Origin of the sequence: Thiobacillus sp. 65-1402 (assembly GCF_001897685.1) — a bacterium.
In the GTDB taxonomy this organism is placed as follows: Bacteria; Pseudomonadota; Gammaproteobacteria; order Burkholderiales; family Thiobacillaceae; genus Thiobacillus.
In genome coordinates this window covers 1-26,901 of sequence record NZ_MKUG01000086.1, presented here as the reverse complement: position 1 = coordinate 26,901, position 26,901 = coordinate 1, and the positions used below count along the sequence as shown (strand labels likewise).

The following is a 26,901-nucleotide window of genomic DNA, read 5'->3' as shown; positions in this document are numbered from 1 at the left end:
CGAGCCGGCACGTCCCGACGAGGCAGTGGAAACCAATGCCGAGGCTCCGGCGGCTTCGCCGCTCGACAGTTTTGCGCAGAACCTGAATGCGCAGGCATTGGCCGGCAAGATCGATCCCCTGATCGGGCGCGACCAGGAGCTGGAACGCGTGATCCAGACCCTGTGCCGCCGGCGCAAGAACAATCCCTTGCTGGTAGGCGAGGCGGGGGGGGGCAAAACGGCGATTGCCGAAGGCCTGGCGCGCCGCATCATTGAAGGCTCGGTGCCTGAAATTCTCGGGCAAAGCACGGTGTACGCCCTGGATATGGGCGCCTTGCTGGCTGGCACCAAATATCGTGGCGACTTCGAGCAGCGTCTGAAAGGCGTGCTGAAGCAGCTGTCCGACAACCCCAGTGCCATCCTGTTCATCGACGAAATTCACACCCTGATCGGTGCCGGGGCGGCATCGGGCGGAACGCTCGATGCCTCCAACCTGCTGAAACCGGCCTTGTCGTCGGGCCAGCTGCGCTGCATCGGCGCCACCACGTACACGGAATACCGCGGCATTTTCGAGAAAGATCACGCATTGTCGCGGCGCTTCCAGAAGATCGACGTGCCGGAACCCTCGGTCAACGAAACCGTGGCGATCCTGCGTGGCCTGAAGTCACGCTTCGAGGATCACCATGGCGTCAAGTACACGGCGGCGGCGCTGACCACGGCGGCGCAACTGGCAGCACGCTACATCAACGACCGCCATCTGCCGGACAAGGCGATCGACGTCATCGACGAGGCGGGCGCGGCGCAGCGCATCCTGCCGAAATCGAAGCAGAAGCGCGTCATCACGCCGCGCGAGATCGAGGACATCATCGCCAAGATCGCGCGCATTCCGCCCAAGACCGTGTCGTCCGACGACAAGAACTCGCTGAAGACGCTGGATCGCGACCTGAAAGCCGTGGTGTATGGACAGGAGGCCGCGATCGATGCGCTGGCGACGGCAATCAAGATGTCGCGCAGCGGCCTCGGCAATCCGCAGAAACCGATCGGAAACTTCCTGTTTTCCGGCCCAACCGGGGTCGGCAAGACCGAGGTCGCGCGCCAGCTCGCGTATGTGCTGGGGGTCGAGTTGATCCGTTTCGACATGTCGGAGTACATGGAACGCCATGCGGTGTCGCGGCTGATCGGTGCGCCGCCCGGCTATGTCGGTTTCGATCAAGGCGGCTTGTTGACCGAAGCGGTCAACAAGCATCCCTATGCCGTTGTTTTGCTGGATGAAGTTGAAAAAGCCCATCCGGATATCTTCAACGTGCTGTTGCAGGTGATGGATCACGGCACACTGACCGACACCAACGGGCGCAAGGCCGATTTCCGCAATGTGGTGCTCATCATGACCACCAATGCGGGTGCGGAAATGCTCAACAAATCAACGATCGGGTTCTCCGGTGCGCGCGCAAGCGGCGACGAGATGGGCGAAATCCGCCGCATGTTCACGCCGGAATTCCGTAACCGGCTGGATGCGATCATTCCGTTTGCGCCGCTGACCGAGCCGGTCATCCTGCAGGTCGTCGACAAGTTCCTGATGCAGCTGGAGGAGCAACTGCACGAGAAGAAGGTCGAGGCGGTATTCACCGACGCGCTGAAGGCCTATCTCGCCAAGCACGGCTTCGACCCGCTGATGGGTGCGCGGCCGATGGCGCGCCTGATCCAGGACACCATCCGCAAGGCGCTGGCCGATGAGCTGCTGTTCGGCAGGCTGGCCCACGGCGGGCGGGTGACGATCGATCTGGACGCCAGCGGAAAGGTCAGCCTGGAGTTTGAAGAGGCCGTAGCGGCGTAATTTCCTGTAAAGCTTCGTGCATGCGTGGCCGTAAACCATCCTAGCGGCAGGCGCTATTGGGCTGCTGGCGGTACGCCCATCTTCATGAGATGAAGATGGGCGTACCGGGCAAAGCGCGCCTGCGGTCTGTTTGCCGAGACGGAAGGAAATTCATGAACGCCCACTACGCATCGCGTGCCGCCGCCACGCTAGCCATGCTGCTGTCAGTCTGCGCCCAGGCTGCCGACACGGAACGTGGCAAGACTGTGTCCGAAACCCCGGCCGTTTCCGCCGACGATCTGGCGGCGATAGGCGAGCGCATCCGTCAGACCGGGGCGCAGATCCGCGCCGACATCAAGGAGGCACGTGCCCGCCTCGATGCCCAGAAGGCGCAAGAGGAAGCGGAGCGCAAGCGAGAGGCGGAGCAGGCGCGCCAGCAGGCGATCAGGGAAAGCAAACATCGACAAGCCGTCGAGGCCGCGCAGGCGCGAACCCGCCTGGAGGCGGCGGCGCGGACTGAGCAAGCCGAACGCGAGCGCCAGGAGGCGTTGCACGCGAAGCGGCAGCAGGCGGAGCGGGCCAAACGCGAGGAGCAACTCGCTCTGGCGGCGCAATCCTCGAAAGAGGAGCAGGCAGCCAGGCTGCGGACGACCAAGGAGAGGGCGGCCGAAGCGCTCAGTCAGGCGCGTGCATCGGCCGGGGTGAGGGCGTTTGCCGAAGAGCCGAGCCGCTAGACGATCCGCCAGTCGCGGGGGCCGTAAAACAAAAGCGGCGCCCGAGGCGCCGCGAAAAAACCTAGTGTGGCAGGAGGAGGAGCGCCTAGGGACAAACCCTTTACCAGGAATTCTACACAGTCTGAATATAGGCCAACAAACGGCTTGCGCCAGCGGCATAGGGTTTCAAGCTGAGGTAGTGATTCTGAATAACGGCGTCGATCGTTTTTTCTTTAGCTCCCGCCCGGCGAACTTGCCGAACGCAGCGGAATCCCGCACCATACCGGCGATTCGTCTGAGTGACCGGAGCGTCAATGAAAATCCACCGCACATCCTTTCTCGTGGCCGTTGCAGCCTTGTCGTTGGTCGCCTGCGAACAGCCGGCCACGACCGCCAAGGATGGCATCGCGGCAACGGTAGGCGGCGACGCAATCAGTGCGGTCGAGCTGGAGCGTGCAGTGGCCCGTCTGGGCAAGCTTGATGCGGCCGAATCCGCTCAGGCGCGCGGCAGGGTACTGGAAGCCCTGATCGATCAGCACCTGGTCAGCCACGCAGCCAAGGAAGCCAGGCTGGACCAGGCTCCCGAGGTTGTCCTGGCAATGCAGCAGGCGCAGCGTCAGGTGCTGGTCGAGGCGTACATGGAACGCCTGTTCAAGGACATGGCCCAGCCTGCCGACACGGAAATCCAGGATTATTACGACCGGCATCCCGAATTGTTCGCGCAGCGCAAGGTCTACCGCGTCCAGGAACTGGAGCTGCAGCTGGCGCCGGCGCGTGTTGCCGAGGTCGAGGCGCAACTCAAGCAGAGCCGCACGCTGGCCGAGTTTGCCGACTGGCTGCGTGCGCAGGGAATCGACGGCAAGACAGGCGTGGCGGTCAAGCCGGCGGAACAGATTTCCGCCCCCATGCTGGCGCAGCTGATCAACATGAAGGACGGCCAGGTGGTGGTGGTGCCGCTGGGGGGGAATCGTGTCAGCGTGCTGCAATTGCAGGGCAGCCAGGCGCAGCCCGTAACGCTGGAGCAGGCCAGGGCCGCAATCGGGCGCGTCGTGCTGGGCGAGAAACGCAAAACCCTGCTGGAAGCCGAAATCAAAAAACTGCGCGCCAGCGGAAAAATCCAATACGCCACTGGTTTCGCGCCGGCTCCGCAAACCGGCAAGCCCTGAGCCCGGCATGATTCTGGTCACCGGCGGCGCGGGGTTCATCGGCGCCAATTTCGTCATTGACTGGCTGGCGGCGGGAAACGAGCCCGTCGTCAATCTCGACAAGCTGACCTACGCGGGCAATCCGGAAAATCTGCGGTCCCTGCAGGAGGATGCGCGGCATGTCTTCGTCCAGGGTGACATCGGTGACCGAGCGGTCGTTGATGCGCTGCTACAGCAATACCGGCCCCGCGCGATCATCAATTTCGCAGCCGAAAGCCATGTCGACCGCTCCATCCACGGTCCCGCGGAGTTCATCCAGACCAATGTGGTCGGCACCTTCCAGTTGCTGGAATCGGTGCGCGCGCATTGGTCGCAGCTTCCCGCGGACGAACAGGCGGCATTCCGTTTTCTGCATGTGTCGACCGACGAGGTGTACGGCTCGCTCGGCGCAGCCGATCCGGCGTTTTCCGAAACCACGCCGTATGCGCCGAACAGCCCGTATTCGGCGTCGAAGGCGGCATCGGATCATCTGGTGCGCGCCTATCACCACACCTATGGCCTGCCGGTGCTGACCACCAACTGCTCGAACAATTACGGGCCGCTGCAGTTTCCGGAAAAGCTCATTCCGCTGATCATCCACAACGCGCTGGCGGGCAAGCCGCTGCCGATCTACGGCGACGGCAGCAATGTCCGCGACTGGCTGTATGTCGGCGACCACTGCAGCGCGATCCGACGGGTGCTGGAAGCAGGCAGGGTGGGAGAGACCTACAACATCGGCGGCTGCAACGAGAAAACCAATCTCGAGGTGGTGAATACCCTGTGCGCGATGCTCGATGCATTGCATCCCGATTCACCCGTCATCCCCCATGTCAGCCTGATTACGTTCGTCAAGGATCGGCCCGGCCACGACCGGCGCTACGCGATCGACGCCTGCAAGATCGAGCACGAGCTCGGCTGGATGCCGAGCGAAACCTTCGAGAGCGGGATCAGGAAGACGGTGGCCTGGTACCTGGACAACCAGAACTGGGTGGCCCACGTCACCAGCGGCGAATACCGCAACTGGGTTTCCAGAAACTACGCAGATAATCCGGCATGAGCACACGCAAGGGCATCATCCTCGCCGGCGGTTCCGGCACCCGTCTTTACCCGATCACGCAGGCGGTATCCAAGCAGCTGCTGCCGGTCTACGATAAGCCCATGGTGTACTACCCGCTGACCACGCTGATGCTGGCAGGGATCCGCGACATTCTGCTGATTTCCACCCCGCAGGACACGCCGCGCTTCGAGCAGTTGCTGGGCGACGGCGCGAAATGGGGGCTCAACATCCGGTATGCCGTGCAGGCCGCACCCGAGGGACTGGCGCAGGCCTTCCTCATCGGCAGCGATTTCATCGGCAACGATCCCAGCGCCCTGGTTCTGGGCGACAACCTCTTCTACGGCCACGAACTGAGCCAGGATTTGCGGGCGGCGGGGCAGCGCGCGCACGGCGCCACCGTGTTCGCCTATCCGGTGCAAGACCCCGAGCGCTACGGGGTGGTCGAGTTCGACGCTGCCGGGCATGCGGTCAGCCTGGAGGAAAAACCCGCCCGGCCGAAATCGCGCTACGCCGTCACCGGCCTGTATTTTTACGACAATCGGGTGATCGACGTCGCGCGTGCGCTGAAGCCTTCGCCGCGCGGCGAGCTGGAAATCACCGACGTCAACCGCCAGTATCTCGACTGGGGCGAACTCGACGTGCAGGTAATGGGACGCGGCCAGGCCTGGCTCGACACCGGCACCCACGATTCGCTGATCGAGGCAGCGCTCTACATCCAGACCATCGAGAAGCGCCAGGGGCTGAAGATCGCCTGCCCGGAAGAAATCGCCTACCGCCAGGGCTTCATCGACGCCGCGCAACTGCAGGCGCTGGCGCAGCCGCTGCTGAAAAACGATTACGGGCGTTATCTGATCGGCGTGCTGAACGACCGGGTGTTCTGATGCAGGTCATTGCCACCCGGCATCCCGATGTGCTGCTGCTGCGTCCCAGGGTGTTCGGCGACACGCGTGGATTTTTCTTCGAAAGCTATAACCGCAAGGCCTTTGCCGAACTCGGCATCGGCGCCGAGTTCGTGCAGGACAACCACTCGCGTTCGGCAAAAGGCGTGCTGCGTGGGCTGCATTACCAGATCCGCCAGCCGCAGGGCAAGCTGGTGCGCGTGGTGGCGGGCGAGGTGTTCGACGTGGCGGTCGACCTGCGCCGCAGCTCGCCGCATTTCGGATCCGTCGCCAGCTTCCGCCTGTCGGCCGAAACGCACGACATGGCGTGGATTCCGCCGGGGTTCGCGCACGGTTTTCTGGTGCTGTCCGAGCACGCCGAATTTCTCTACAAGACCACCGACTACTACGCGCCGCAGTTCGAGCGCAGCCTGCTGTGGAACGATCCGGCCCTCGACATCGCCTGGCCGCTGCAGGGCGAACCGCTGTTGTCCGCCAAGGACCAGGCCGGCTTGCCGCTCGCCGAGTGCGAGGTGTTTGCGTGAGAATCCTGCTCACCGGCGTCAACGGCCAGGTGGGCTGGGAATTGCAGCGCACGCTGGCGCCGCTGGGCGAGGTGGTCGCTGCCGGCCGCAGCCTCCTTGACCTCGCCGATACGGCAAGCATCCGCCGCACGGTGGCGGCGATCGCGCCGGATCTGATCGTCAACCCGGCGGCCTACACAGCGGTCGACAAGGCCGAATCCGAGCCCGGTCTGGCGTATGCCGTCAACGCCGACGCACCGGGCGAATTGGCGCAGGCGGCCGCTGCGCGCGGCATTCCGCTGGTGCATTTTTCCACCGACTACGTGTTTGACGGCCGCAAACCCGTTGCCTATACGGAAGCGGACGCGCCGAATCCACTGGGCGTGTATGGCGCGAGCAAGCTGGCGGGCGAGCAGGCGGTGCAGCGTAGCGGCACCCCGCATCTGATCCTGCGCACCAGCTGGGTCTACGGCCTGCGCGGCCGCAACTTCCTGCTCACCATGCAGCGGCTGGCGCACGAGCGCGACGTCCTGACGGTGGTCGACGACCAGTTCGGCGCGCCGACCTGGTCGCGCCTGATCGCCGAAGCCTGCGCTTTGACAATTGCGCGCTGGCTGGACCGGCCCGATCGAGCTGCAACGTCCGGGATATATCATCTGAGCTGCGGCGGCCGCACCAGCTGGCACGGCTTCACCGCAGCCATCCTGGCGCAGCTGGCCGCTACGGATGGAAAGCTTGCCCGCCTCACGGCGATCCCGGGTTGCGGCTATCCCACGCCAGCCGTGCGCCCGGCCAACTCGCAGCTGGATTGCGGCAAGCTGGCAGCGACTTTCGGGGTGCGGCTGCCCGCTTGGGAAAGCGCGCTCGCCCTGTGCCTGGAACGGAATTTGCCTCAATCGACGACATGACTTTTTAGCAGAGCACACGATATGACCACCATCCATCCCGTGATCCTTTCCGGCGGCTCCGGCACGCGCCTGTGGCCCTTGTCCCGCGCGGCCCTGCCCAAGCAACTGCTGCCGCTCGCCAGCGATCGCAGCCTGCTGCAGGACACTGTCAGCCGTCTGGCGGACATGCCGGAAATGGCGGCACCGCTGATGGTGTGCAACGTCGAGCATCGCTTCATGATTGCCGAGCAGATGCGCCAGATCGACACCGCGCCGCATGCCATCGTGCTGGAGCCGGCGGGACGCAACACCGCGCCGGCCATCGCTGTGGCTGCGCTGATGCTGTCGCGCGACAACCCCGACGCGCTGATGCTGGTGCTGCCGGCCGACCACCTGATCGGCGACGTCGCGGCCTTTCATGCCGCCATCCGCACTGCCGCCGAAGCGGCAGGAAAAGGCCATCTGGCTACCTTCGGCATCGTCGCGGCGACCCCCGAAACCGGCTACGGCTACATCCGCAAGGGTGCGCCGCTGCCGGGCTGCGCTGGCGCGTACCAGGTGGCGGGCTTCGTCGAAAAACCCGACCTCGCCACCGCGCAGCAGTACGTCGGGTCAGGCGATTATTTCTGGAACAGCGGCATGTTCCTGTTCCGGGCGGCGGATTTCCTCGACGAGCTGCAGGCCTTGCGCCCGGGCATTCTGGAGGCCAGCCGTGCCGCGCTCGATGCCGCCACGCTGGATCTCGATTTCGTTCGGCTCGACCCCGCCGCCTTCGAGGCCTGCCCGTCGGAATCGGTCGACTACGCGGTGATGGAGCATACCCGCCGCGCCGCCGTGGTGCCGGCGGACATGGCATGGAACGACATCGGCGCCTGGTCGGCATTATGGGAAGTGGCGGACAAGGATGCGCAGGGCAATGCCGCCCGCGGCGACGTCATGCTGGAAAACGCCTGCAACAACTTCGTCCGCGCCGAAACGCGCATGGTGGCGCTGCTCGGCGTATCCGACCTGGTGGTGGTGGAAACCGCCGACGTGGTGCTGGTGGCGAACAAGGACCAGGTGCAGGACGTGAAGAAACTGGTTGACCGCCTGAAAGCCGAAAAGCGCTGCGAGCATCTGATCCACAAGCAGGTCCACAGGCCCTGGGGGTGGTACGAAGGCATCGACGAGGGCGAGCGTTTCCAGGTCAAGCGCATCATGGTCAAGCCGGGCGAGAAGCTCAGCCTGCAGATGCACCACCACCGCGCCGAGCACTGGATCGTGGTGTCCGGCACCGCCAGCGTCACCTGCGGCGAGGCGACCATGCTGCTGACCGAGAACCAGTCCACCTATATTCCGCTCGGCACCACGCACCGCCTGGAGAACCCCGGCAAGGTCGACCTGCACATGATCGAGGTGCAGTCGGGCTCTTACCTGGGGGAAGACGACATCGTGCGCTTCGAGGATGTTTACAAGCGCAGTTGAGGCTGCGACCGGCTTTTCACGCCCGGGTTTGCCGGCTGCGCGACCCATGCGGCATCCTGCCGCAACCCTTTGTTGTTTATGGAATTCCTGTTGATTTACCGACCGGCGGGACGGTCTTCGGCCTGGGATGGCCCGGTCACCGCGCTGCCCGCCGCGGATGTAGGACAAACGCCTACATGAAAATCCGCCCAGATTCCGTCCTTCAATACAGCGCATCTCTACGTTAACTTTCCACGGGGGCGTCCGAAAACGAATTCACCACGCTGACTTAAGTGTGAATTCGAAAAAAAATTCAACGAAGAAGGGCAAGCAAATGAAACTGGACGAAATGCTGGACGAGATGCGCGATGTCAATCTCAACTACCTGATGCTCGCGCAAAACATGATCCGGCACGACAAGGCGACCGCCGTTTTTCGCCTGGGCATCAGCCAGGACGTTGCCGACCTGATCGAGGCGCTGACCCCCGCGCAAATCCTCAAGCTGGCCGCTTCCGGCATGCTGGTGTCGCGTTTCCGCTTCGACGACGGCGTGGTGCTGAACATGCTGACCAGCTACACCAAGGATCGTGCGCTGGCGCAATCCCATGCCGCCATTCTGATGGCGGGCCAGGCTGTGGAAGCGTTCGCCTGATTCTGCATCGCAAGAAATAAAACCAGCAAGGGGAGGGGCCATGAGCAAGAAAAGTCTGTTGACCGAGATGCGCGATACTCAACTGGCGATCGAATTGATCGAGCTCGGTGCCCGCCCGCAGGTGCTGGAGTCCGAAACCTCGCTGTCGCGCGAGCGCCTGCTCAAACTGTACAAGGAAGTCAAAGGCGTCTCGCCGCCCAAGGGCATGCTGCCGTTTTCGACCGACTGGTTCCTGACCTGGCTGCCCAACGTGCACTCTTCGATGTTCATCAACATTCATCGCTATCTCACCAAGAACAGCGATTGCAGCGGCATCGAAGCGGTGCTCAAGAGCTACCGCCTGTATCAGGAATATCTCCACACCAACCAGATCGAAGCCGTGCTGAGCTTCACCCGCGCCTGGACCCTGAACCGTTTCTTCGAAAGCCGCATGCTCGATACGGCCGTCTGCAGCGACTGCGGCGGCCACTTTGTGGTGCATCCGGACGACCTGCACAGCCAGTACGTGTGCGGCCTCTGCAACATGCCGGCCCGCGCCGGAAAAACCCGCAAGGCCAAAGCTGAGGCCAGAGCCGAACTGAGCGCCGCCGCCTGACGGATTCCCTCCCCGAAGTCCGGTGATGACGCGCCTGCCAGTCAGCCTTCAGTCGCTCGTCATCCAGTGCATCGCCGTGCTGCTGGCGATGCTGCCGCACACCCTGCCGCAAACCGCTTTTCCATTCCAGCCCGCGCTGTGGCAATTCGCCCTGGCACAAGGGGCCATCGCTGCCGGCCTCAGCATCATTTGGCGGCAGCCGGCCTGGTGGCCGCCGCTGCATTTCGCTTTCCTGCCCGCGGTCCTGCTGGCCCAGCGGATCGATGCGCCGGCTTGGCTCTATCTGGCCGCTTTCCTGCTGCTGCTCGCGTTTTACTGGAGCAGCTTCCGCACCCGGGTGCCGCTGTACCTGTCCAGCCGCAAAGCCAGACAGGCGCTGGCGTCGCTGTTGCCGCAGGCGCAGCCGCTCCGCTTCATCGATCTTGGCAGCGGATTTGGCGGCGTGCCGTGTTATCTGGAAAGCCGCTTTCCGCTCGGCCGTTTTTATGGCACCGAACTTGCCCCCGCTCCCTGGCTCGTCAGCCGTTTGCGCGCCTGGCTGACAGGCAGCCGGGTGCGCTTTATGCGGCGCGATTACGCCCAACTCAGCCTGGCGGACTTCGATGTCGTGTTTGCTTTTCTTTCGCCCGCTGCCATGCCCGGGTTGTGGCGGCAGGCCCGCTCCCAGATGCGCAGCGGCAGCCTGTTCGTCAGCCTGTCGTTCACGGTGGACGCGCAGCCGCCGGATCGCGTCGTAACGCTGGCGGAAGGCACACGGCACACCTTGTATGCGTGGCGGATGTGAGGCGTCGCTACACGGAAATACTGTCGCCGAGCCATCAAGTTTCCGCCGCGCCGGTCGAATCCTTCTGTTGAGAGCGCTTGCTTCGAATGCTGAAACATTGGGGTGGTCGGGACAGCTGCCGCTCCATGTCCCCGCCAAAAGGAATACAAGGTCGTGCTAGTCATCGTTGGATATATTGTCGTCTTGTTGAGTATCTTCGGTGGCTTCGCGCTGGCGGGCGGACACCTGGCGGCGCTGTTCCAGCCAGTCGAACTCCTGATGATCGGGGGCGGCGCGGCGGGCGCCTTCTTCGTCGGCAACAACGGCAAGGCCATCAAGGCCACCCTGAAGGCCTTGCCCACCGCATTCAAGGGATCGAAATATACCCGTGCGCTCTACATGGACATCATGGCGCTGCTGTACGAACTGCTGACCAAGATCCGCAAGGAAGGGCTGATGTCGGTGGAGTCCGATGTCGACTCGCCCGAGAACAGCCCGCTGTTCGCGAAATATCCGGCGGTGATGGCCGATCACCACATCGTCGAATTCCTCACCGATTATCTGCGCCTGATGGTGAGCGGCAGCATGAATGCCTTCGAAATCGAAAACCTGATGGACAATGAAATCGAAACCCATCACCACGAGGGCGAGATCCCTTCCCATGTCATCGCCAAGATAGGCGACGGCCTGCCGGCCTTCGGCATCATCGCGGCGGTGATGGGGGTGGTGCACACGATGGAGTCGGTCGGCCTGCCGCCGGCGGAACTGGGGATCCTGATTGCGCACGCGCTGGTCGGCACCTTCCTCGGCATCCTGCTGGCTTACGGGTTTGTCGGGCCGCTCGCGAGCCTGCTTGAGCAAAAGCTGCACGAATCGACCAAGATGCTGCAATGTATCAAGGTCACCCTGCTTGCCAGCATCAACGGCTACGCGCCGGCCATCGCGGTCGAATTCGGGCGCAAGGTGCTGTTCTCGACCGAGCGTCCCTCCTTCAGCGAACTGGAAGAACATGTGAGAGGCGCGCGGTCGCGCTGATTTCCCCGCCGCCGGGCCGGGACGCCGTCACCTCATACCCATACATCCATGAGCGAACAGAAAACGCCCATCGTCATCAAGCGCATCCGCAAGGTCAGAGGCGGCCGCCACGGCGGGGCGTGGAAAATCGCCTATGCCGACTTCGTCACGGCGATGATGGCCTTCTTCCTGCTGATGTGGCTGCTGGGTTCGACCACCAAGGGCGACCTGGAAGGGATCGCGGAATATTTCAAGACGCCGCTCAAGGTGGCGATGCAAGGGGGCTCCGGCAGCGGCGACAGCTCCAGCGTCATCAAGGGCGGCGGCCTCGATATGACGCGGCAACTGGGCCAGGTGAAAAAAGGCGATACCCAGGCCGAAAAGAAATCCTACAACCTGAAGGCGGCACAGGCCGAACTCGAGCGTATCGAGACCGCCAAGCTCAAGCAGCTGAAGAAACGCCTCGAGACGGCGATCGACGCCAATCCCACCCTGCGGCAGTTCAAGCGGCAGCTGCTGATCGACATCACCAGCGAAGGCCTGCGCATCCAGATCGTCGACGAGCAGAACCGGCCCATGTTCAACCTGGCCAGCGCCGAACTGCAGCCCTACACCAAGATCATCCTGCACGAGATCGGCCAAGTGCTGAACGATGTGCAGAACCGCATCAGCCTGTCGGGCCACACCGATGCCATGCTGTATGCCAACGGCGCGCGCGGCTACAGCAACTGGGAGTTGTCGGCCGACCGTGCCAACGCCTCGCGGCGCGAGCTGATCGCCGGCGGCATGGACGAAGCGAAGATGCTGCGCGTGGTCGGGCTGGCATCGTCCGTGCCGTTCAACCAGGCGGGGCCTCACGATCCGATCAACCGCCGCATCAGCATCATCGTGATGAACAAGCGCACCGAGGATGCCATCACCAAAGAAGCCAGCGGCGTCAACGTGGCGGACGAAGCCGGCGTGCGCGAAGAAGTGGGCAGGGCCAACGCCGAAAACTGATCGCCGCGCGCCGCTTGGCGCGAAATAGCAGGTCAAATCCACCCTTATTCCCCCGATCGCCCGCGCCGGGCGTGGCCAATAATCCAGCCTAAGAAAGCCTGCCTCCGCTTCGCGGACGGCAAGGCCCCCTTCACAGGTGAAATCAGGGATGGCTGAAGAAAGCGATCAGGAACGGACAGAAGCCCCGTCGCCACAGCGGCTGGAGAAGGCGCGCGAAGATGGCCAGGTGCCGCAATCGCGCGAGCTGGCCACGTTCGTCGTCCTGATGACCGGCGGTGCGGCGCTGTGGATGATGGCCAGCGGCCTCGGCCAGGCCATGTCGCAGATCATGCGCGGCGGCCTGCAGTTCCAGCCGGCCGTCGCCCGCGATAGCGCGTACGTCATGGCGCAGCTATCCAGCCAGTTTTTCGATGCCGCGCTGGCGCTGGCGCCTTTCCTGGCGCTGGTGCTGATCGCCGCCCTGGCTTCGCCGCTGCTGCTGCGCGGCTGGCTGTTCAGCACCAAGGCATTCGCCCCGGATTTCAAGCGCCTGAATCCGCTGTCGGGCATCAAGCGCATGTTTTCCAGCCAGGGCCTGGTCGAACTGGTCAAATCGCTGGCCAAGGTCGGCTTGCTGGGAGGGGTCGCCGTGTGGCTGATCTGGTCCAATCTCGACGCGCTCGTTTCGCTCAGCCTGGAGTCGCCGCCCCTCGCCATCCAGCACATGGGCGACCTCATCGGCAAGGTGTTCCTGCTGGCTTCGGGCGCGATGATTTTCATCGTCGTGCTGGATCTACCGTATCAGCTGTGGAGCTACTACAACAAGCTCAAGATGACCAAGGAGCAGCTGCGCCAGGAAAGCAAGGAATCGGAGGGCGATCCGCACGTCAAGGCGCGCATCCGCGCCCAGCAGCGCGAAGTGGCGCGCCGCCGCATGATGGCCGAAATCCCCAGCGCCGACGTGGTGGTGACCAACCCGACCCATTACGCCGTGGCGCTCAAGTACAGCGAAGGCAAGATGCGCGCGCCGCGCGTGGTGGCCAAGGGGGCCGATGCGGTCGCCGCGAAAATCCGCGAACTGGCGGCCGAGCACAAGGTGCCGCTGCTGGAAGCGCCGCCGCTGGCGCGCGCGCTGTTCCGCCATACCGAACTCGGCGACGAGATTCCGGCCACGCTCTATGCGGCAGTGGCCGAAGTGCTGGCCTACGTGTTCCAGCTGCGTCATTTCCGGCAGGCGGGCGGGGTGTATCCCAACGCCCCGACCGCCTTGCCGGTTCCCCCTGAACTCGATCCGTTGAACGCATCCGTATGAACGGCACCCTGAGTCTTTCGAATATCTTCAACCCGGCCAATGCGCGCGCAATGGCGGCACCGATTTTCATCGTCCTCATTCTGGCGATGCTGGTGCTGCCGCTGCCGCCGTTTGCGCTGGACATGCTGTTCACCTTCAACATTGCGCTTTCCATCATGGTGCTGCTGGTCAGCCTGTCGACCAAGAAGGCGCTCGAATTCGCCGCGTTCCCCACGGTGCTGCTGCTGTCCACGCTGCTGCGCCTCTCGCTCAACGTCGCGTCCACCCGCGTGGTGCTGCTGGACGGCCATACCGGACCGGACGCTGCGGGCAAGGTGATCGAAGCCTTCGGCCATTTCCTGGTCGGCGGCAATTACACGGTCGGCATCATCGTGTTCGTCATCCTGGTGGTGATCAACTTCATCGTCATCACCAAGGGCGCCGGCCGCATTGCCGAAGTCAGCGCGCGCTTCACCCTCGACGCGATGCCGGGCAAGCAGATGGCGATCGACGCCGACCTCAACGCCGGCCTCATCGACGAAAACGAGGCGCGCCGGCGCCGTGCCGAAATCGCCCAGGAAGCCGACTTCTACGGCTCGATGGACGGCGCCTCGAAATTCGTGCGCGGCGACGCCATCGCCGGCATCCTGATCCTGATCATCAACGTCGTCGGCGGCCTCATCATCGGCGTGATGCAGCACGACATGGCGATGGCCGACGCCGCCAGCAACTACACCCTGCTGGCGATCGGCGACGGCCTGGTGGCGCAGATTCCGGCGCTGGTCATCTCGATCGCCGCCGGCATCATCGTCAGCCGCGTCAGCACCGAGGAAGACATCGCCGGCCAGATGCTGTCCAACGTTTTCAGCAAGCGGCAGGCGCTCTATATCACCGCCGCGATTCTTGGCCTGATGGGCTTGATTCCGGGCATGCCGAACTTCGCCTTCCTGCTGCTGGCGGGCGGCCTGGTCTGGCTGGCCTACCGGAACGGCAAGCCGCAACAGCAGGAAGCGCCGGCGGAGGCGCAGGCCGCGCCCGTCGCCGCGGTCGAAAGCCAGGAAGCCAGCTGGGAAGACGTCGCGCCCATCGACACCCTGGGCCTGGAAGTGGGCTATCGCCTGATTCCGCTGGTGGACAGCGCCACCGACGGCGAGCTGGTGCGCCGCATCAAGGGTATCCGCAAGAAGTTCGCCAGAGAGATCGGCTTTCTGCCGCCTGCCGTGCATATCCGCGACAATCTGGAAATCAATCCGAACAGCTACCGCATCACCCTGAAAGGCGTCGAGATCGGCTCCGGAGAGGTGCGCACCGGGCTGTTCCTCGCCATCGACCCGGGCAACATCACCGCCAGCCTGCCGGGCATCGCCACGCGCGATCCCGCCTTCGACCTGCCGGCGGTGTGGATCGAATCCGGCCTGCGCGAGCAGGCGCAGGCGATGGGCTACACCGTGGTCGACCCCGGCACCGTGGTCGCCACCCACCTGAATCATCTGGTGACCCAGCATGCTGCCGAACTGCTGGGGCGGCAGGAAACGCAGGCGCTGCTCGATCACCTGGGCAAGAGCGCGCCCAAGCTGGTGGAAGACCTGGTGCCGAAAATGCTGCCGCTCTCCACCGTGCAGAAAGTGCTGCAGACCCTGCTCACCGAAGGCGTGGCGATCCGCGACATGCGCAGCATCATCGACACCCTGCTGGAACACGCCGCACGGGTGCAGGATCCGCACGAACTCACCGCCCTGGTGCGGGTGGCGCTGGGCCGCTCGATCGTGCAGCAGATTTACGGCTCGGCCAGCGAACTGCCGGTGATCGCACTGGACCATGGCCTCGAGCGGCTGCTGCTGCAGACGCTGCAGGCGGGCCACGATGCCGCCGGCATGGAGCCGGGCCTGGCCGACACCCTGCTGGAGCGTACCCAGACCTCGACGCAGCGGCAGGAAGCGCTGGGCCATCCCCCGGTATTGCTGACGCCCGCCGTGCTGCGTCCGCTACTCGCACGTTTCCTGCGGCGCACCGTGCCGCAGCTCAAAGTGCTTTCGCACGCTGAAGTGCCCGAAGGCAAGCAGATCAAAGTGACTTCCCTGGTAGGAGGAGCAGCATGAACGTCAAACGAATCGTCGCCAAAACATCCCGTGAAGCCATGCGCCAGCTGCGCGATGCGCTCGGTCCCGACGCGATCATCCTTGCCAATCGCGCCGTCGAGGGCGGGGTGGAAGTGCTGGCCCTGGCGGCGGAAGACATCGCTTCGATGGCGCCGCCCGTGGTGGAGGCGCCCGCAATTGCCGCTCCTGCCAAGGCACCGCTAGCGGACGTGCAGGACGAAACCGAGCCGGCGCCCGCAGTTACCATCAAACGCCGGCTGGTCGAGCGGGTCGCCGTGCCCAGCGAGGACAGCGCCCAGCTGGCGCAAAGCGTGGTAGGTGAAATCCGCGGCGAAATCAAAGCGATGCAGATGCGGCTGGAAAGCCAGCTGGCCGATCTGGCCTGGCGCGATCTGCCGGGGCGCGATCCGGCCGGCGCCGCTGTGATGCGCGACATGCTGGCGGCCGGTTTTTCCGCCGCGCTGGCGCGCGAGCTGCTGGAAACCCTGCCGAAAGGCGATGTGGAGCAGGCGCTGGGCTGGGCGAAAAACACCTTGATGAAGCGCCTGCAGGTGATGCAGAGCGAAACCGACATGCTCGACGGCGGCGGCGTGTTCGCCCTGATGGGCCCCACCGGTGCCGGCAAGACCACCACCACCGCCAAGCTCGCCGCCCGTTTCGTGGTGCGCCACGGCGCCGACAAGCTGGCCCTGCTGACCACCGACAGCTACCGGATCGGCGGCCACGAACAGCTGCGCATCTACGGCAAGATCCTTGGCGTCGCGGTGCACGCGGTGCGCGATGCGGCCGACCTGCGGCTGGCGCTGTCCGAACTGCGCAACAAGCATACGGTGCTGATCGATACCGTCGGCATGAGCCAGCGCGACCAGGCCGTCGCCGAGCAGGTCGAGATGCTGTGCCAGGCCGGCAAGCCGATCAAGCGCCTGCTGCTGCTGAACGCCACCAGCCACGGCGACACCCTGAACGAAGTGGTGCAGGCCTACCGCACGCGCGGGCTGGACGGCTGCATCCTGTCGAAGATCGACGAGGCGGCAAGCCTCGGCCCGGCGCTCGACTGCGCGATCCGTCACCAGTTGAGCGTGCACTATCTGGCGACCGGCCAGCGCGTGCCCGAAGACCTGCACCTGGCCAATCGCCAGTACCTCATTCACCGCGCCTTCAAGGCGCGCACGCAAGCCTCGCCGTGGCAGCTGGACGACAGCGAGCTGGCCTTCGCGCTGTCCGGCAGCCAGGCGGCGCATCGCGAAAGCGCGGTGTCCCTTGGATAAGTTCGTCAGCGATCAGGCCGCCGGGCTGCGCCGCCTGCTGGGGCAGACCGGGTTTCAGGTCATTACCGTGATGTCGGGGCAGAAGGGGGCGGGCAAGACCGCCGCCACCGCCAATCTGGCGGTGGCATTGGCCCGCTCCGGGCGCGACGTGCTCATCGTCGACCAGGATCGGCACGGCCACGGTGCCTGCGCCGCCCTCGGGCTGACGCCGCGCTTCGACGTGTCGGACGTGCTCGAAAGACGCTGCACCCTGGATGCGCTGATACTCGACGGCCCCGACAACGTGCAGGTGCTGCCGATCGGCGGCTGCTTCAACCGGCTGGGGCAGCTGTCCGAACGCGATCAGGAATGGCTGGCGCAGAGCTTCAACCGCCTGCAATGCGGCGTCGATGTGGTGCTGGTGGACATGGAAGAGGCCACCGACCCGGATGCCTTGCCGCTGGGGCTTGCCGCTTCCGAAATCATGGTGGTGCTGCCGCCCGGCAACACGGCGATCACCCAGGGCTATACCCTGGTCAAACGGCTGGCGCACAATTTCGGCAAGCGCCAGTTCCGCCTGCTGCTCAACCGCATGGAATCGCCGGAGCAGGCGCAGGCGGTGGCGCGCAATTTCGCCCAAACTGCCGAGCGCTATCTGGGGGTATCGGTTGATTACCTCGGCTATATCCCGCTGGACGAGCGTTTGAGCCGCGCCGGCCACCTGCGTACTTCCGTGGTGGACGCCTTTCCCGTCGCCCAGTCCACCTCGCAGTTCCGCAAACTGGCCGATGGCCTGCTGCGCTGGCCGCAGCAGGCTGGCCTGGGCAATGTCGGCGGGTTCATGCAGCGCGTGATCCAGGGCAGCCGCATGATGGAAGCCTGTAGGAGGTAGGGCATGTACACCGCAACAGGCAAAAGCGAAAAGAGCGACCTGCTGACGCAATACATGCCCATGGTCAAACGGCTGGCGCATCACATGATGGGCCGGCTGCCGCCCAGCGTGGAGGAGGACGACCTGGTGCAGGCCGGCATGATCGGCCTGCTCGACGCCGTCAGCCGCTACGACGAGGCGCAGAGCGCGCAGTTCGAAGCCTACGCCATCCAGCGCATCCGCGGCTCGATGATCGACGAATTGCGCCAGTCCGACTGGCTGCCGCGCAGCGCGCGGCAGTCGATGCGCAAGATCGAACAGGCCATCGGCGCCTTGCAGCACCAGCTGGGGCGGCAGCCCAGCGAAACCGAAATCGCCGCGTCGATGAAAATCCCGCTGGCCGAATACCAGGCCATGCTGGGCGACGCGCGCGGCCATCAGCTGCTGTATTTCGAGGATTTCGGCGAATCCGACGAAGACGATTCCTTCCTCGACAAGCAGTCGGCGCACGAGACCAGCATGCCGCTGCCGCAGCTGCTCGACGCCAATCTGCGCGCCTGCATCATCGCCGGCATCGAAAACCTGCCCGAACGCGAACAGCTGCTGATGTCGCTGTATTACGAACAGGAACTCAATCTGCGCGAGATCAGCGAAGTGTTCGGCGTCAGCGAATCCCGCATCTGCCAGCTGCACGGCCAGGCCATCGCGCGGCTGCGCACCAAGCTGAAGGAAGACGCATGGATCGCGGCAGTCTGATCGGGCTGGTGCTGGCGGTTGCCGCCATTCTCGGCGGCCAGGCGATGGAAGGCGGGCAGATCGGCCTGTTCCTGCAGCCGGCCGCTTTCGTCATCGTGGTGATCGGAACCCTGGCTGCGGTGCTGCTGCATTACCCGCTGCCGGTTTTCATGAAGGGTGTGCGCATGGCGAAGTGGGCTTTCCGGCCGCCCGGATCGGAGGCCGAGGCGCTGATCCGCCGCATCGTCCAGTGGTCGCACACCGCGCGTCAGGACGGTGTGCTGGCGCTGGAAAAATACCTCAACATGACGCGCGATCCGTTCCAGAAAACCGGGCTGCAATTGCTGATCGACGGCGCCGATGCGGCCAAGCTGCGCGACACGCTCGACGTCCAGATCGTCGGCTTCGAGACGGCCGAGAGGCAGGCCGCGCGGGTATGGGAAGCGGCGGGCGGCTATGCGCCCACCCTCGGCATCCTGGGCGCGGTGATAGGTCTGATCCATGTCATGGAAAACTTGTCCGATCCCGGCAAGCTGGGGGCGGGCATCGCGGTCGCCTTCGTCGCCACCATCTACGGCGTCGGCCTCGCCAACCTGGTGTTTTTGCCGATCGCCAACAAGATCAAGTTCACCATCGCCCGCCGGGTCGCCGAGCGCGAAATCGTTTGCGACGGTCTTATCGGCATTGCCCAGGGCGACAATCCGCGCATCATCGAGGCGCGCCTCAAAGGATATTTGTAATGCGCAGACGGCGGCGCATCGTCTCCGACCACGACAATCACGACCGCTGGCTGATTTCGTATGCCGACTTCATTACCCTGCTGTTTGCCTTCTTCGTGGTGATGTACGCGATCTCGGCGGTCAACGAGAACAAATTGCGCGTCCTGGCCGGCTCGCTCGGCGATGCGTTCGGCAAGGCGCCGGCAAGCGAGACGCCGGTTCCGCAACCGACCAAGCAGGCATTGCCTGCGGAAGTCAGGCAACGCACCCTGAAACAGCAGCAGGCGGTCGAGGAACAGGCGCACATGACCGAGGTGGCGAGCGGCCTGCTCGACGTGATGGCGCCGCTGGTGAAGGAGGGCAAGGTGCGGGTGACCCAGAGCCGCCGCGGCGTCAGCATCGAAATCAATGCCAACGTGCTGTTTGCCCCCGGCCGTGCCGAACTCGAGGCGAAATCGCTGGCGGTATTGCGTGCGGTGGCGGAGCGCCTGCGGAACGAGCCGTTCAAGCTGGAAATCACCGGCCATACCGACGTCATGCCGATCAGCAACCCGGTTTTTGCCTCCAACTGGGAATTGTCTGCGGTGCGCGCCACCAGCGTGGTGCGCCTGCTGGCCGACAACGGCATCGCCCCGGCGCGCCTGTCGGCCATCGGGCGCGAGGCCAGCCAGCCGATTGCCCCCAACGATACCGCCGAAGGGCGTGCGCGCAACCGCCGGGTCGAGCTGATGATCCTGTCCGGCCTGCCGGATACGGTCGAGGAAATCCCGGTACGGCCCAATCAGCCCCGCCCTTGAAAACGGACGGATAGGCCCGATACTTCTTACTCCCGTAGACCGGATTAAGAAGCCCAGATCATGCCCAATGACCCCGCGCTGGAAGGTGAAATCATTTCCGACGACAGGCAGTTGCCGACCGCCCCGGCGCTGCCGCCCGAGCTGTACCTGCTGCCGCTGACCGAAAAGCCGTTTTTCCCGGCGCAGACCCTGCCGCTGCTGATGAACGAGGCGCCGTGGCTGTCGACGGTGGAGGCCATCGGCGAAACCGCGCACCACATGGTGGGGCTGGTGGTGGTCAAGCCCGACAATACCGACGACGTGAAGCGGGCGGATTTCCGCAGCGTCGGCACGGTGGTGCGCATCCACCATCCGGTGCGTTCCGACGGCAAGATGCAGTTCATCGCCGAGGGGGTGCGGCGTTTCCGCATCGTCGAATGGCTGTCGGATACCGCGCCCTACAAGGTCAGGGTCGACTACCCGAACGAGACCGGCAAGCCGGATTCCGAGGAAATCCGCGCCTATTCCATCGCCATCATCAACACCATCAAGGAGCTGCTGCCGCTCAATCCGCTGTATTCCGAGGAACTCAAGTTCTTCCTCAACCGCTTCGGCCCCAACGAACCCTCCCAGCTGACCGACTTCGCCGCCAGCCTGACCACCGCGTCGAAGCAGGAACTGCAGGACGTGCTGGAAGCCTTCGGCCTGAAAAAGCGCATGGAAAAGGTGCTGGTGCTGCTGAAGAAGGAACTCGACGTGGCGCGGCTGCAATCCGACATCCGCGAGAAAGTGGACGAGAAGATGAGCGAGCAGCAGCGCGAATTCTTCCTGCGCCAGCAGTTGAGAGCGATCCAGAAGGAGCTGGGCCTGGCCAAGGACGACAAGACCGCCGAGCTCGACACCTTCAACGAACGGCTCGCCAGGCTGACGCTGCCGGAGCAGGCAAAAAAGCGCATCGACGAGGAAATGCACAAGCTGTCGCTGCTGGAAACCGGTTCGCCGGAATACACCGTCACCCGCAACTACCTCGACTGGCTGACCGTGCTGCCGTGGGGCGTGCACACCCAGGACAAGATCGACCTCGAGCGCGCGCGCCGCATCCTCGACCGCGACCACGACGGCCTGGACGACGTCAAGGACCGCATCATCGAATTCCTCGCCGTCGGCGCGATGCGCGGCGAGATGGCGGGTTCGATCCTGCTCTTGATCGGCCCGCCGGGCGTCGGCAAGACCTCGATCGGCAAGTCCGTCGCCGAGGCGCTGGGGCGCAAGTTCTACCGTTTCTCGGTTGGCGGCATGCGCGACGAGGCGGAGATCAAGGGCCACCGCCGCACCTACATCGGCGCCATGCCGGGCAAGTTCGTGCAGGCGCTGAAAGAGGTGGAATCGGCCAACCCGGTCATCATGCTGGACGAGATCGACAAGATCGGCGCCAGCTACCAGGGCGACCCGGCATCCGCCTTGCTGGAGGTGCTCGACCCCGAGCAGAACGCCGACTTCCTCGACCATTATCTCGACGTGCGCTTCGATCTGTCCAAGGCTCTGTTCATCTGCACCGCCAACGATTATTCGATTCCATCGGCGCTGCTCGACCGCATGGAAGTCATCCGCCTGTCGGGCTACATCACCGAGGAGAAAGTCGCGATCGCCCGGCACCACCTGTGGCCGCGCGTGCTGGAGCGGGCAGGGCTGAAGAAAAACCAGCTCACGATCAGCGAAGGCGCGATCCGCCACGTCATCGAAGGCTATGCACGCGAAGCCGGCGTGCGCAACCTGGAAAAGCAGCTCGGGCGGGTAGCCAGAAAAGCCGTGGTGAAGATCCTCGGCGGCGCCGCCACGCCGATCCGGATCGGCGTCAAGGAAATCGAGGCCTACCTCGACAAGCCGGTGTTCACGAAGGAAAAGCCCATCACCGGCATCGGCGTCGTCACCGGCCTCGCCTGGACCGCGATGGGCGGCGCCACGCTGCCGGTCGAGGCCACCCGTGTGCATACCCTCAACCGCGGCTTCAAGCTCACCGGCAAGCTCGGCGAGGTGATGAAGGAATCCGCCGAGATCGCCTACAGTTACGTCGCCTCGCACCTCAAGGCCTACGGCGCCGACCAGACCTTCTTCGACAAGAGCTTCGTGCACCTGCACGTGCCCGAAGGTGCCACCCCCAAGGACGGCCCCAGCGCCGGCGTCACCATGGCCACCGCGCTCTTGTCACTGGCGAAGAACAAAAAGGTGCCGCGCCCCCTCGCCATGACCGGCGAACTCACCCTCACTGGCCAGGTGCTGCCGGTCGGCGGCATCCGCGAAAAGGTCATCGCCGCCCGCCGCATCGGCATCAGCGAGCTGATCCTGCCCGAAGCCAACCGGCGCGACTTCGACAAGCTGCCGGACCACATCCGCGCCGGGATGACGGTGCATTTCGCGAAGCGGTATCAGGATGTGGCGGAGGTGGTGTTTGGGTGAAGGGGGGAAGTGTTGCGCGAACTTCTAGTGATAATCAAACCGTCGCGGCCCAGGCTCGAGGCCAGGTCTTACGAAACAATATTTTCACGCGGGTTGACGTGACGTACGTCAATACGTACCATTGGGTTTTCCCAACCGGGAGGACGAACGTGGCTACCACCCTCACCGCAAGCGAAGCGCGCGCCAACCTCTATCGTCTCATCGACCAGGCCGCAGAGTCGCATCAACCCATCCACATTGCCGGGAAGCGAACAAGCGCGGTTCTCCTGTCAACCGAAGACTGGGAAGCAATCCAGGAAACGCTGTACCTGCTCTCGATTCCGGGCATGCGCGAATCCATCAAGGAAGGCATGGCCGAGCCTCTTGGCAATAGCGCCAAGGCGCTTAAATGGTGACTTGGCAGGTGATTTATTCGAAAGCCGCGCAGAAGGATGCGAAGAAAATCGCGGCAGCAGGCTTGAAGCCCAGGGCTCTCGAACTTCTGGCAATCCTCGCAGCAGACCCGTTTCAGAACCCGCCGCCCTACGAGAAACTCGTAGGGGATCTTGCCGGCGCCTATTCACGCCGCATTAACATTCAACATCGCCTGGTCTACGAGATCTTCACAAAGGAGCGGGTGGTACGCGTGCTTCGTATGTGGTCGCATTACGAGTAGGCGCGGCCCGGGCCATCGATGCATGGGCCGGCGCCGCCTGCGGTCGAGCAAAGTTGATTTCGTTCTGGATCGACATAGCGCCAGACGCCGTTCAAGCGTAAGTGCAGTTTCTTTCACACGGCTGATTCGGACTTGTCCGGCTTGCGCCGACCCCTGCACCCTCTGATAGACAGGCAACTCGGCAGCGTTCACGATTTCCGGCGGCAGACTGATCCCGAGGCCGCTGCCCTGTTGCTGGGCGATTACGCAAGCCTTCGCCATGCCGGTTCGCCGCGCCCAAAGCATCGGCGGCCAGTATGAACAGGATGGCCCAAGCCCGACCACCCCCGCCCTCGGGTAAAATGCCCGCCATGACCGAAGCCGCGCTCCTCGATCCCGCCCCCGAAGCCGTGCCTGCCACGCCCGTCATCAAGGTGCGCGGCGAGCCGCTGACCGAGCTGCCGCAGGATCTCTACATTCCGCCCGACGCCCTCGAAGTCTTCCTCGAAGCCTTCGAGGGTCCGCTCGACCTGCTCTTGTACCTGATCCGCCGCCAGAACCTTGACGTGCTCGACATTCCGATGGCGGCGCTGACCAGGCAGTACATGGCCTACGTGGAAGCCGCGCGCGCCACCCGGCTGGAACTGGCGGCGGAATACCTTTTGATGGCGGCGATGCTGATCGACATCAAGTCGCGCATGCTGCTGCCGCGCCGCGAACAGGCCGAGGAGGCGGGCGAGGGCGAGGACCCGCGCGCCGAGCTGGTGCGCCGCCTGCTGGAATACGAGCAGATGAAGCTCGCCGGCCAGCACCTCGACGCGCTGCCGCAGGCGGGGCGCGACTTCGACACGGTCAGCGTGTTCCTGCCGGCGGCGGCGAAGCGCCTGCCGAGCCTGCACCCGGAGGAGCTCGCCGCCGCCTGGCTGGCGATCCTGTCGCGCGCGAAGAACCGCACCCATCACCGCATCGGCCACCAGGAGCTGTCGATCCGCGAGCACATGAGCCGCATCCTGAAGCGGCTGACGCCGGGCGAGTTCATGGAATTCAAGGACCTGTTCCCGGAAGCCTCGACCGTGCACGAACTCGTGGTCACCTTCCTCGCGGTGCTGGAACTGACCAAGGAAACCCTGCTCGACGTGACGCAGGCCGAGCCGTTTGCCCCCATCTACGTGAAGCTGCATGAATCTGCAACCGAATGACAATCCCGATGACCTGAAGGTCGTGCTGGAAGCCGCGCTGCTGGCGGCGGTCGAGCCGCTGACGCTGGCCGACCTCAAGCGCATGTTCGAGCAGGAGGCATCCAATCAAAACTTGGCCAGCGACGTGCTGCGCCGCGCGCTTGACGAACTCCGCGCGCAGTGGCACGGCCGCGGCGTCGAGCTGATCCAGGTGGCGGACGGCTGGCGCTTCCAGACGCGCGCCGAGATGCAGCCCTGGCTGTCGCGGCTGAAGAACGAGAAGCCGCCGCGCTACTCGCGCGCGGTGCTGGAAACGCTGGCGATCATCGCCTACCGGCAGCCGGTGACGCGCGGCGACATCGAGGACATCCGCGGCGTGTCGGTCAATCCCAACATCGTCAAGACGCTGGAGGAACGCGGCTGGATCGAGGCCATCGGCCATCGCGACGTGCCCGGCCGTCCGGCGCTGTTCGGCACCACCGGGCATTTCCTCAGCGACCTCGGGCTGCGCACGCTGTCCGAACTGCCGCCGCTGGAAGAGCTCGGCAATCTGGTCACCCCGGATGAAACCGCATTGATTCCTGAATTGCGCGCGGAATTGGCGGACAATGACGCTCCCCGGACGTTTGGCGCGGTGATCGAGACCGCCCGCGTCAGCGTTGCTACCGAGATTCTTTGATATGGCCACTCGCCCATCCCCTATCCGCCGTTCGCCCACCGCTCCCATGGGGCGCGCCGCGAGCCGTCTACAGCAGGCGACTGCGCCCGAAGCCTCCAGCGAGCGCCTGCAAAAGGCGCTGGCCTCGGCCGGCCTCGGCTCGCGCCGTGAAATGGAGGAGTGGATCGCCGAGGGCCGGGTGCAAGTCAACGGCGAGACCGCCACCATCGGCAGCAAGGTCGGGCCGCGCGACGTGGTCAAGGTCAGCGGCCGCCGCGTGTACCTGCGCTTCGAGGACAAGCGCACGCGCATCCTGATCTACCACAAGTCAGAAGGCGAGATCGTCAGCCGCGACGACCCCAAGGGGCGCGCCACGGTATTCGACGCGTTGCCCAGGCTGCGCGGCGCCAAGTGGATTTCCATCGGTCGGCTCGACTACAACACCGACGGCCTGATGATCTTCACCACCTCGGGCGAACTGGCCAACAAGCTGATGCACCCGCGCTTCGAAGTCGAGCGCGAGTACGCGGTGCGGGTGCTGGGTGAACTGACCGAAGACATGATCGCGCAGCTGCTGGCAGGGGTGGAACTCGACGACGGCCCGGCGCAGCTGCAGAGCTGCTTCGCCGCCGGCGGCGAGGGCGCCAACCGCTGGTATCGCGTGATCATCAAGGAAGGCCGCAAGCGCGAGGTGCGGCGGCTGTTCGAGCATTTCGGCCTGACGGTGTCGCGCCTCACCCGAATCCGTTTCGGTCCGATCGCACTGCCGCCGCAACTGCGCCGCGGGCAGAAGATGGAACTCGACGACGACCTGGTTGCGCGCGTGCTGGAATGGGCGGAAATGACGCCCAGTCCGCGCCGGCAAACCCGCGGCGTGCCGGACAAGCACACCCGCAAGCCGCGCATGCGTTAACGATCCGGCCCGATGAAGTGTGAGCGGCATTGAAGGCCAGCTCGCCAGGACTGCGTGAGGCGGCGCGGGAGGCCCCACCAATACGCATTTGAAGCAGCGTTCTATCGGGGCGGCTCAACGAGCCGTCCCACTCATGACGGCGCGGAAAAGGCCGCCTCAATAATCCGGGCAGGCCTTGCCCGTCCGGATTCGATTCACTTCTCGGTCAGTTTCTTGATCACCCCGGCCGCCCATTCGCGGCCGCCGAGGCCGAACGCCAGGGCAAACGCCAGGCCGATCGCGCCGAAGCCGATCTGGAACGCGGCGGTGAGCAGCGCGGTGCCGATCGCCAGCTGTTCCAGCGCCACGAACACCACGAAGATGATGACGCCGTATTCCGACAGCGTGCTGATGGTGAGCGCGCCCTGCACGCCGATATTGTTGAGATAGGCGAACACCAGGCGATTGATGAAGCGCGCCACCAGCACGCCGAACACCAGCACCAGGATGGCGACGATGATGTTGGGGATGTAGAGCACGATCTTGTTGAACAGGTCGGCCACCATGTGCAGGCCGAGACTGTTGGCCACGGTGACAATGACGATGAAGATGATGACCCAGTACGCCAGCTTGGCCAGCAGGCGCGACAGCGAGACATCCAGGTTGCCCTGCTTGAGGAAGGCTTCGATGCCGGTTTTTTCCGCAAGGTTGTCGAAGCGCAGCACGTCGAGCAGTTTCATGACGCCGGTGCGCACCAGATTGGCCAGCAGCCAGCCGACGAACAGCAGCAGCAGGGCTGCCAGCAACTGCGGCACGAACCCTGCCATTTGCGTCCAGAAAGAAGTCAGGGATGCGACGAACACA

The 26,901-nt window shown here is 64.4% G+C and carries 27 protein-coding genes; 26 read left to right on the top strand and 1 reads right to left on the bottom strand.

Annotation, left to right across the window (positions count from 1 at the left end; genetic code table 11):
* From BGO62_RS07240 to BGO62_RS07115, 26 genes are all read left to right on the top strand, one after another.
* Window positions 1-1,813: AAA family ATPase (locus BGO62_RS07240; protein WP_296640747.1), on the top strand; the 1,813-nt coding region annotated here is incomplete at its 5' end.
* A gap of 152 nt (window positions 1,814-1,965) precedes the next feature.
* The gene (locus BGO62_RS07235) at window positions 1,966-2,526 is read left to right on the top strand and encodes a hypothetical protein (RefSeq protein ID WP_296640744.1); all 561 of its coding nucleotides are present in this window, start codon (window positions 1,966-1,968) and stop codon (window positions 2,524-2,526) included.
* Window positions 2,527-2,819: 293 nt separating this feature from the next.
* Window positions 2,820-3,671: an EpsD family peptidyl-prolyl cis-trans isomerase gene (locus tag BGO62_RS07230; RefSeq protein ID WP_296640740.1), complete on the top strand. Its 852-nt coding sequence runs from the start codon at window positions 2,820-2,822 to the stop codon at window positions 3,669-3,671.
* Between the two features lie 7 nt (window positions 3,672-3,678).
* On the top strand, window positions 3,679-4,746 hold the full coding sequence (gene rfbB / locus BGO62_RS07225; protein ID WP_296640738.1) for a dTDP-glucose 4,6-dehydratase: 1,068 nt from the start codon (window positions 3,679-3,681) through the stop codon (window positions 4,744-4,746).
* On the top strand, window positions 4,743-5,627 hold the full coding sequence (gene rfbA / locus BGO62_RS07220; RefSeq protein ID WP_296640737.1) for a glucose-1-phosphate thymidylyltransferase RfbA: 885 nt from the start codon (window positions 4,743-4,745) through the stop codon (window positions 5,625-5,627). The genes rfbB and rfbA overlap by 4 nt, the downstream gene beginning before the upstream one ends.
* Window positions 5,627-6,169, top strand: coding sequence for a dTDP-4-dehydrorhamnose 3,5-epimerase (rfbC, locus tag BGO62_RS07215; RefSeq protein WP_296640735.1), 543 nt, complete (start codon window positions 5,627-5,629; stop codon window positions 6,167-6,169). Before rfbA ends, rfbC begins: the two co-directional genes overlap by 1 nt.
* On the top strand, window positions 6,166-7,056 hold the full coding sequence (rfbD, locus tag BGO62_RS07210; protein ID WP_296640733.1) for a dTDP-4-dehydrorhamnose reductase: 891 nt from the start codon (window positions 6,166-6,168) through the stop codon (window positions 7,054-7,056). The genes rfbC and rfbD overlap by 4 nt, the downstream gene beginning before the upstream one ends.
* Window positions 7,057-7,077: 21 nt before the next feature.
* A complete protein-coding gene (locus BGO62_RS07205; RefSeq protein ID WP_296640731.1) occupies window positions 7,078-8,499 on the top strand; it encodes a mannose-1-phosphate guanylyltransferase/mannose-6-phosphate isomerase in 1,422 nt (473 codons plus the stop codon).
* A gap of 313 nt (window positions 8,500-8,812) precedes the next feature.
* The gene (flhD, locus tag BGO62_RS07200; protein ID WP_296640729.1) at window positions 8,813-9,130 is read left to right on the top strand and encodes a flagellar transcriptional regulator FlhD; all 318 of its coding nucleotides are present in this window, start codon (window positions 8,813-8,815) and stop codon (window positions 9,128-9,130) included.
* Between the two features lie 40 nt (window positions 9,131-9,170).
* Entirely contained in the window at window positions 9,171-9,725 is a 555-nt protein-coding gene (flhC, locus tag BGO62_RS07195; RefSeq protein WP_296640728.1) for a flagellar transcriptional regulator FlhC, read from the top strand.
* A 25-nt stretch (window positions 9,726-9,750) separates the two neighbouring features.
* Complete coding sequence (locus BGO62_RS07190) at window positions 9,751-10,509, top strand: class I SAM-dependent methyltransferase (protein ID WP_296640726.1); 759 nt, start codon at window positions 9,751-9,753, stop codon at window positions 10,507-10,509.
* A 153-nt stretch (window positions 10,510-10,662) separates the two neighbouring features.
* Window positions 10,663-11,523, top strand: a complete 861-nt coding sequence (gene motA / locus BGO62_RS07185) for a flagellar motor stator protein MotA (RefSeq protein WP_296640725.1) — start codon at window positions 10,663-10,665, stop codon at window positions 11,521-11,523.
* Between the two features lie 48 nt (window positions 11,524-11,571).
* Complete coding sequence (motB, locus tag BGO62_RS07180) at window positions 11,572-12,501, top strand: flagellar motor protein MotB (RefSeq protein WP_296640723.1); 930 nt, start codon at window positions 11,572-11,574, stop codon at window positions 12,499-12,501.
* 148 nt (window positions 12,502-12,649) lie between these two features.
* Window positions 12,650-13,792: a flagellar biosynthesis protein FlhB gene (flhB, locus tag BGO62_RS07175; protein WP_296640720.1), complete on the top strand. Its 1,143-nt coding sequence runs from the start codon at window positions 12,650-12,652 to the stop codon at window positions 13,790-13,792.
* On the top strand, window positions 13,789-15,870 hold the full coding sequence (gene flhA, locus BGO62_RS07170; RefSeq protein ID WP_296640717.1) for a flagellar biosynthesis protein FlhA: 2,082 nt from the start codon (window positions 13,789-13,791) through the stop codon (window positions 15,868-15,870). The genes flhB and flhA overlap by 4 nt, the downstream gene beginning before the upstream one ends.
* Window positions 15,867-17,138 carry a flagellar biosynthesis protein FlhF gene (gene flhF / locus BGO62_RS07165; RefSeq protein ID WP_296640714.1) on the top strand — a complete coding sequence of 424 codons (1,272 nt, stop codon included), beginning with the start codon at window positions 15,867-15,869 and terminating at the stop codon, window positions 17,136-17,138. The genes flhA and flhF overlap by 4 nt, the downstream gene beginning before the upstream one ends.
* On the top strand, window positions 17,131-18,009 hold the full coding sequence (locus BGO62_RS07160; RefSeq protein WP_296640710.1) for a P-loop NTPase: 879 nt from the start codon (window positions 17,131-17,133) through the stop codon (window positions 18,007-18,009). The genes flhF and BGO62_RS07160 overlap by 8 nt, the downstream gene beginning before the upstream one ends.
* Before the next feature lie 3 nt (window positions 18,010-18,012).
* Entirely contained in the window at window positions 18,013-18,744 is a 732-nt protein-coding gene (locus BGO62_RS07155; protein ID WP_296640704.1) for an RNA polymerase sigma factor FliA, read from the top strand.
* Window positions 18,726-19,463: a flagellar motor protein gene (locus tag BGO62_RS07150; RefSeq protein WP_296640703.1), complete on the top strand. Its 738-nt coding sequence runs from the start codon at window positions 18,726-18,728 to the stop codon at window positions 19,461-19,463. The genes BGO62_RS07155 and BGO62_RS07150 overlap by 19 nt, the downstream gene beginning before the upstream one ends.
* Window positions 19,463-20,239: a flagellar motor protein MotD gene (motD, locus tag BGO62_RS07145; protein ID WP_296640702.1), complete on the top strand. Its 777-nt coding sequence runs from the start codon at window positions 19,463-19,465 to the stop codon at window positions 20,237-20,239. The genes BGO62_RS07150 and motD overlap by 1 nt, the downstream gene beginning before the upstream one ends.
* 60 nt (window positions 20,240-20,299) lie before the next feature.
* A complete protein-coding gene (lon, locus tag BGO62_RS07140; RefSeq protein ID WP_296640701.1) occupies window positions 20,300-22,675 on the top strand; it encodes an endopeptidase La in 2,376 nt (791 codons plus the stop codon).
* Window positions 22,676-22,824: 149 nt separating this feature from the next.
* The gene (locus BGO62_RS07135; protein WP_296640700.1) at window positions 22,825-23,070 is read left to right on the top strand and encodes a type II toxin-antitoxin system Phd/YefM family antitoxin; all 246 of its coding nucleotides are present in this window, start codon (window positions 22,825-22,827) and stop codon (window positions 23,068-23,070) included.
* Window positions 23,064-23,330, top strand: coding sequence for a Txe/YoeB family addiction module toxin (locus BGO62_RS07130; RefSeq protein ID WP_296640699.1), 267 nt, complete (start codon window positions 23,064-23,066; stop codon window positions 23,328-23,330). Before BGO62_RS07135 ends, BGO62_RS07130 begins: the two co-directional genes overlap by 7 nt.
* 350 nt (window positions 23,331-23,680) lie before the next feature.
* Window positions 23,681-24,508, top strand: a complete 828-nt coding sequence (locus BGO62_RS07125; protein WP_296640749.1) for a ScpA family protein — start codon at window positions 23,681-23,683, stop codon at window positions 24,506-24,508.
* Window positions 24,489-25,166, top strand: a complete 678-nt coding sequence (gene scpB, locus BGO62_RS07120; protein ID WP_296640697.1) for an SMC-Scp complex subunit ScpB — start codon at window positions 24,489-24,491, stop codon at window positions 25,164-25,166. The genes BGO62_RS07125 and scpB overlap by 20 nt, the downstream gene beginning before the upstream one ends.
* Before the next feature lies 1 nt (window position 25,167).
* Window positions 25,168-26,058, top strand: coding sequence for a pseudouridine synthase (locus BGO62_RS07115; protein WP_296640695.1), 891 nt, complete (start codon window positions 25,168-25,170; stop codon window positions 26,056-26,058).
* 194 nt (window positions 26,059-26,252) lie between these two features.
* Here the strand turns inward: BGO62_RS07115 and BGO62_RS07110 are convergent, their stop codons facing one another.
* Window positions 26,253-26,900, bottom strand: coding sequence for a hypothetical protein (locus BGO62_RS07110; protein WP_296640693.1), 648 nt, complete (start codon window positions 26,898-26,900; stop codon window positions 26,253-26,255).
* Window position 26,901: the final 1 nt, after the last annotated feature.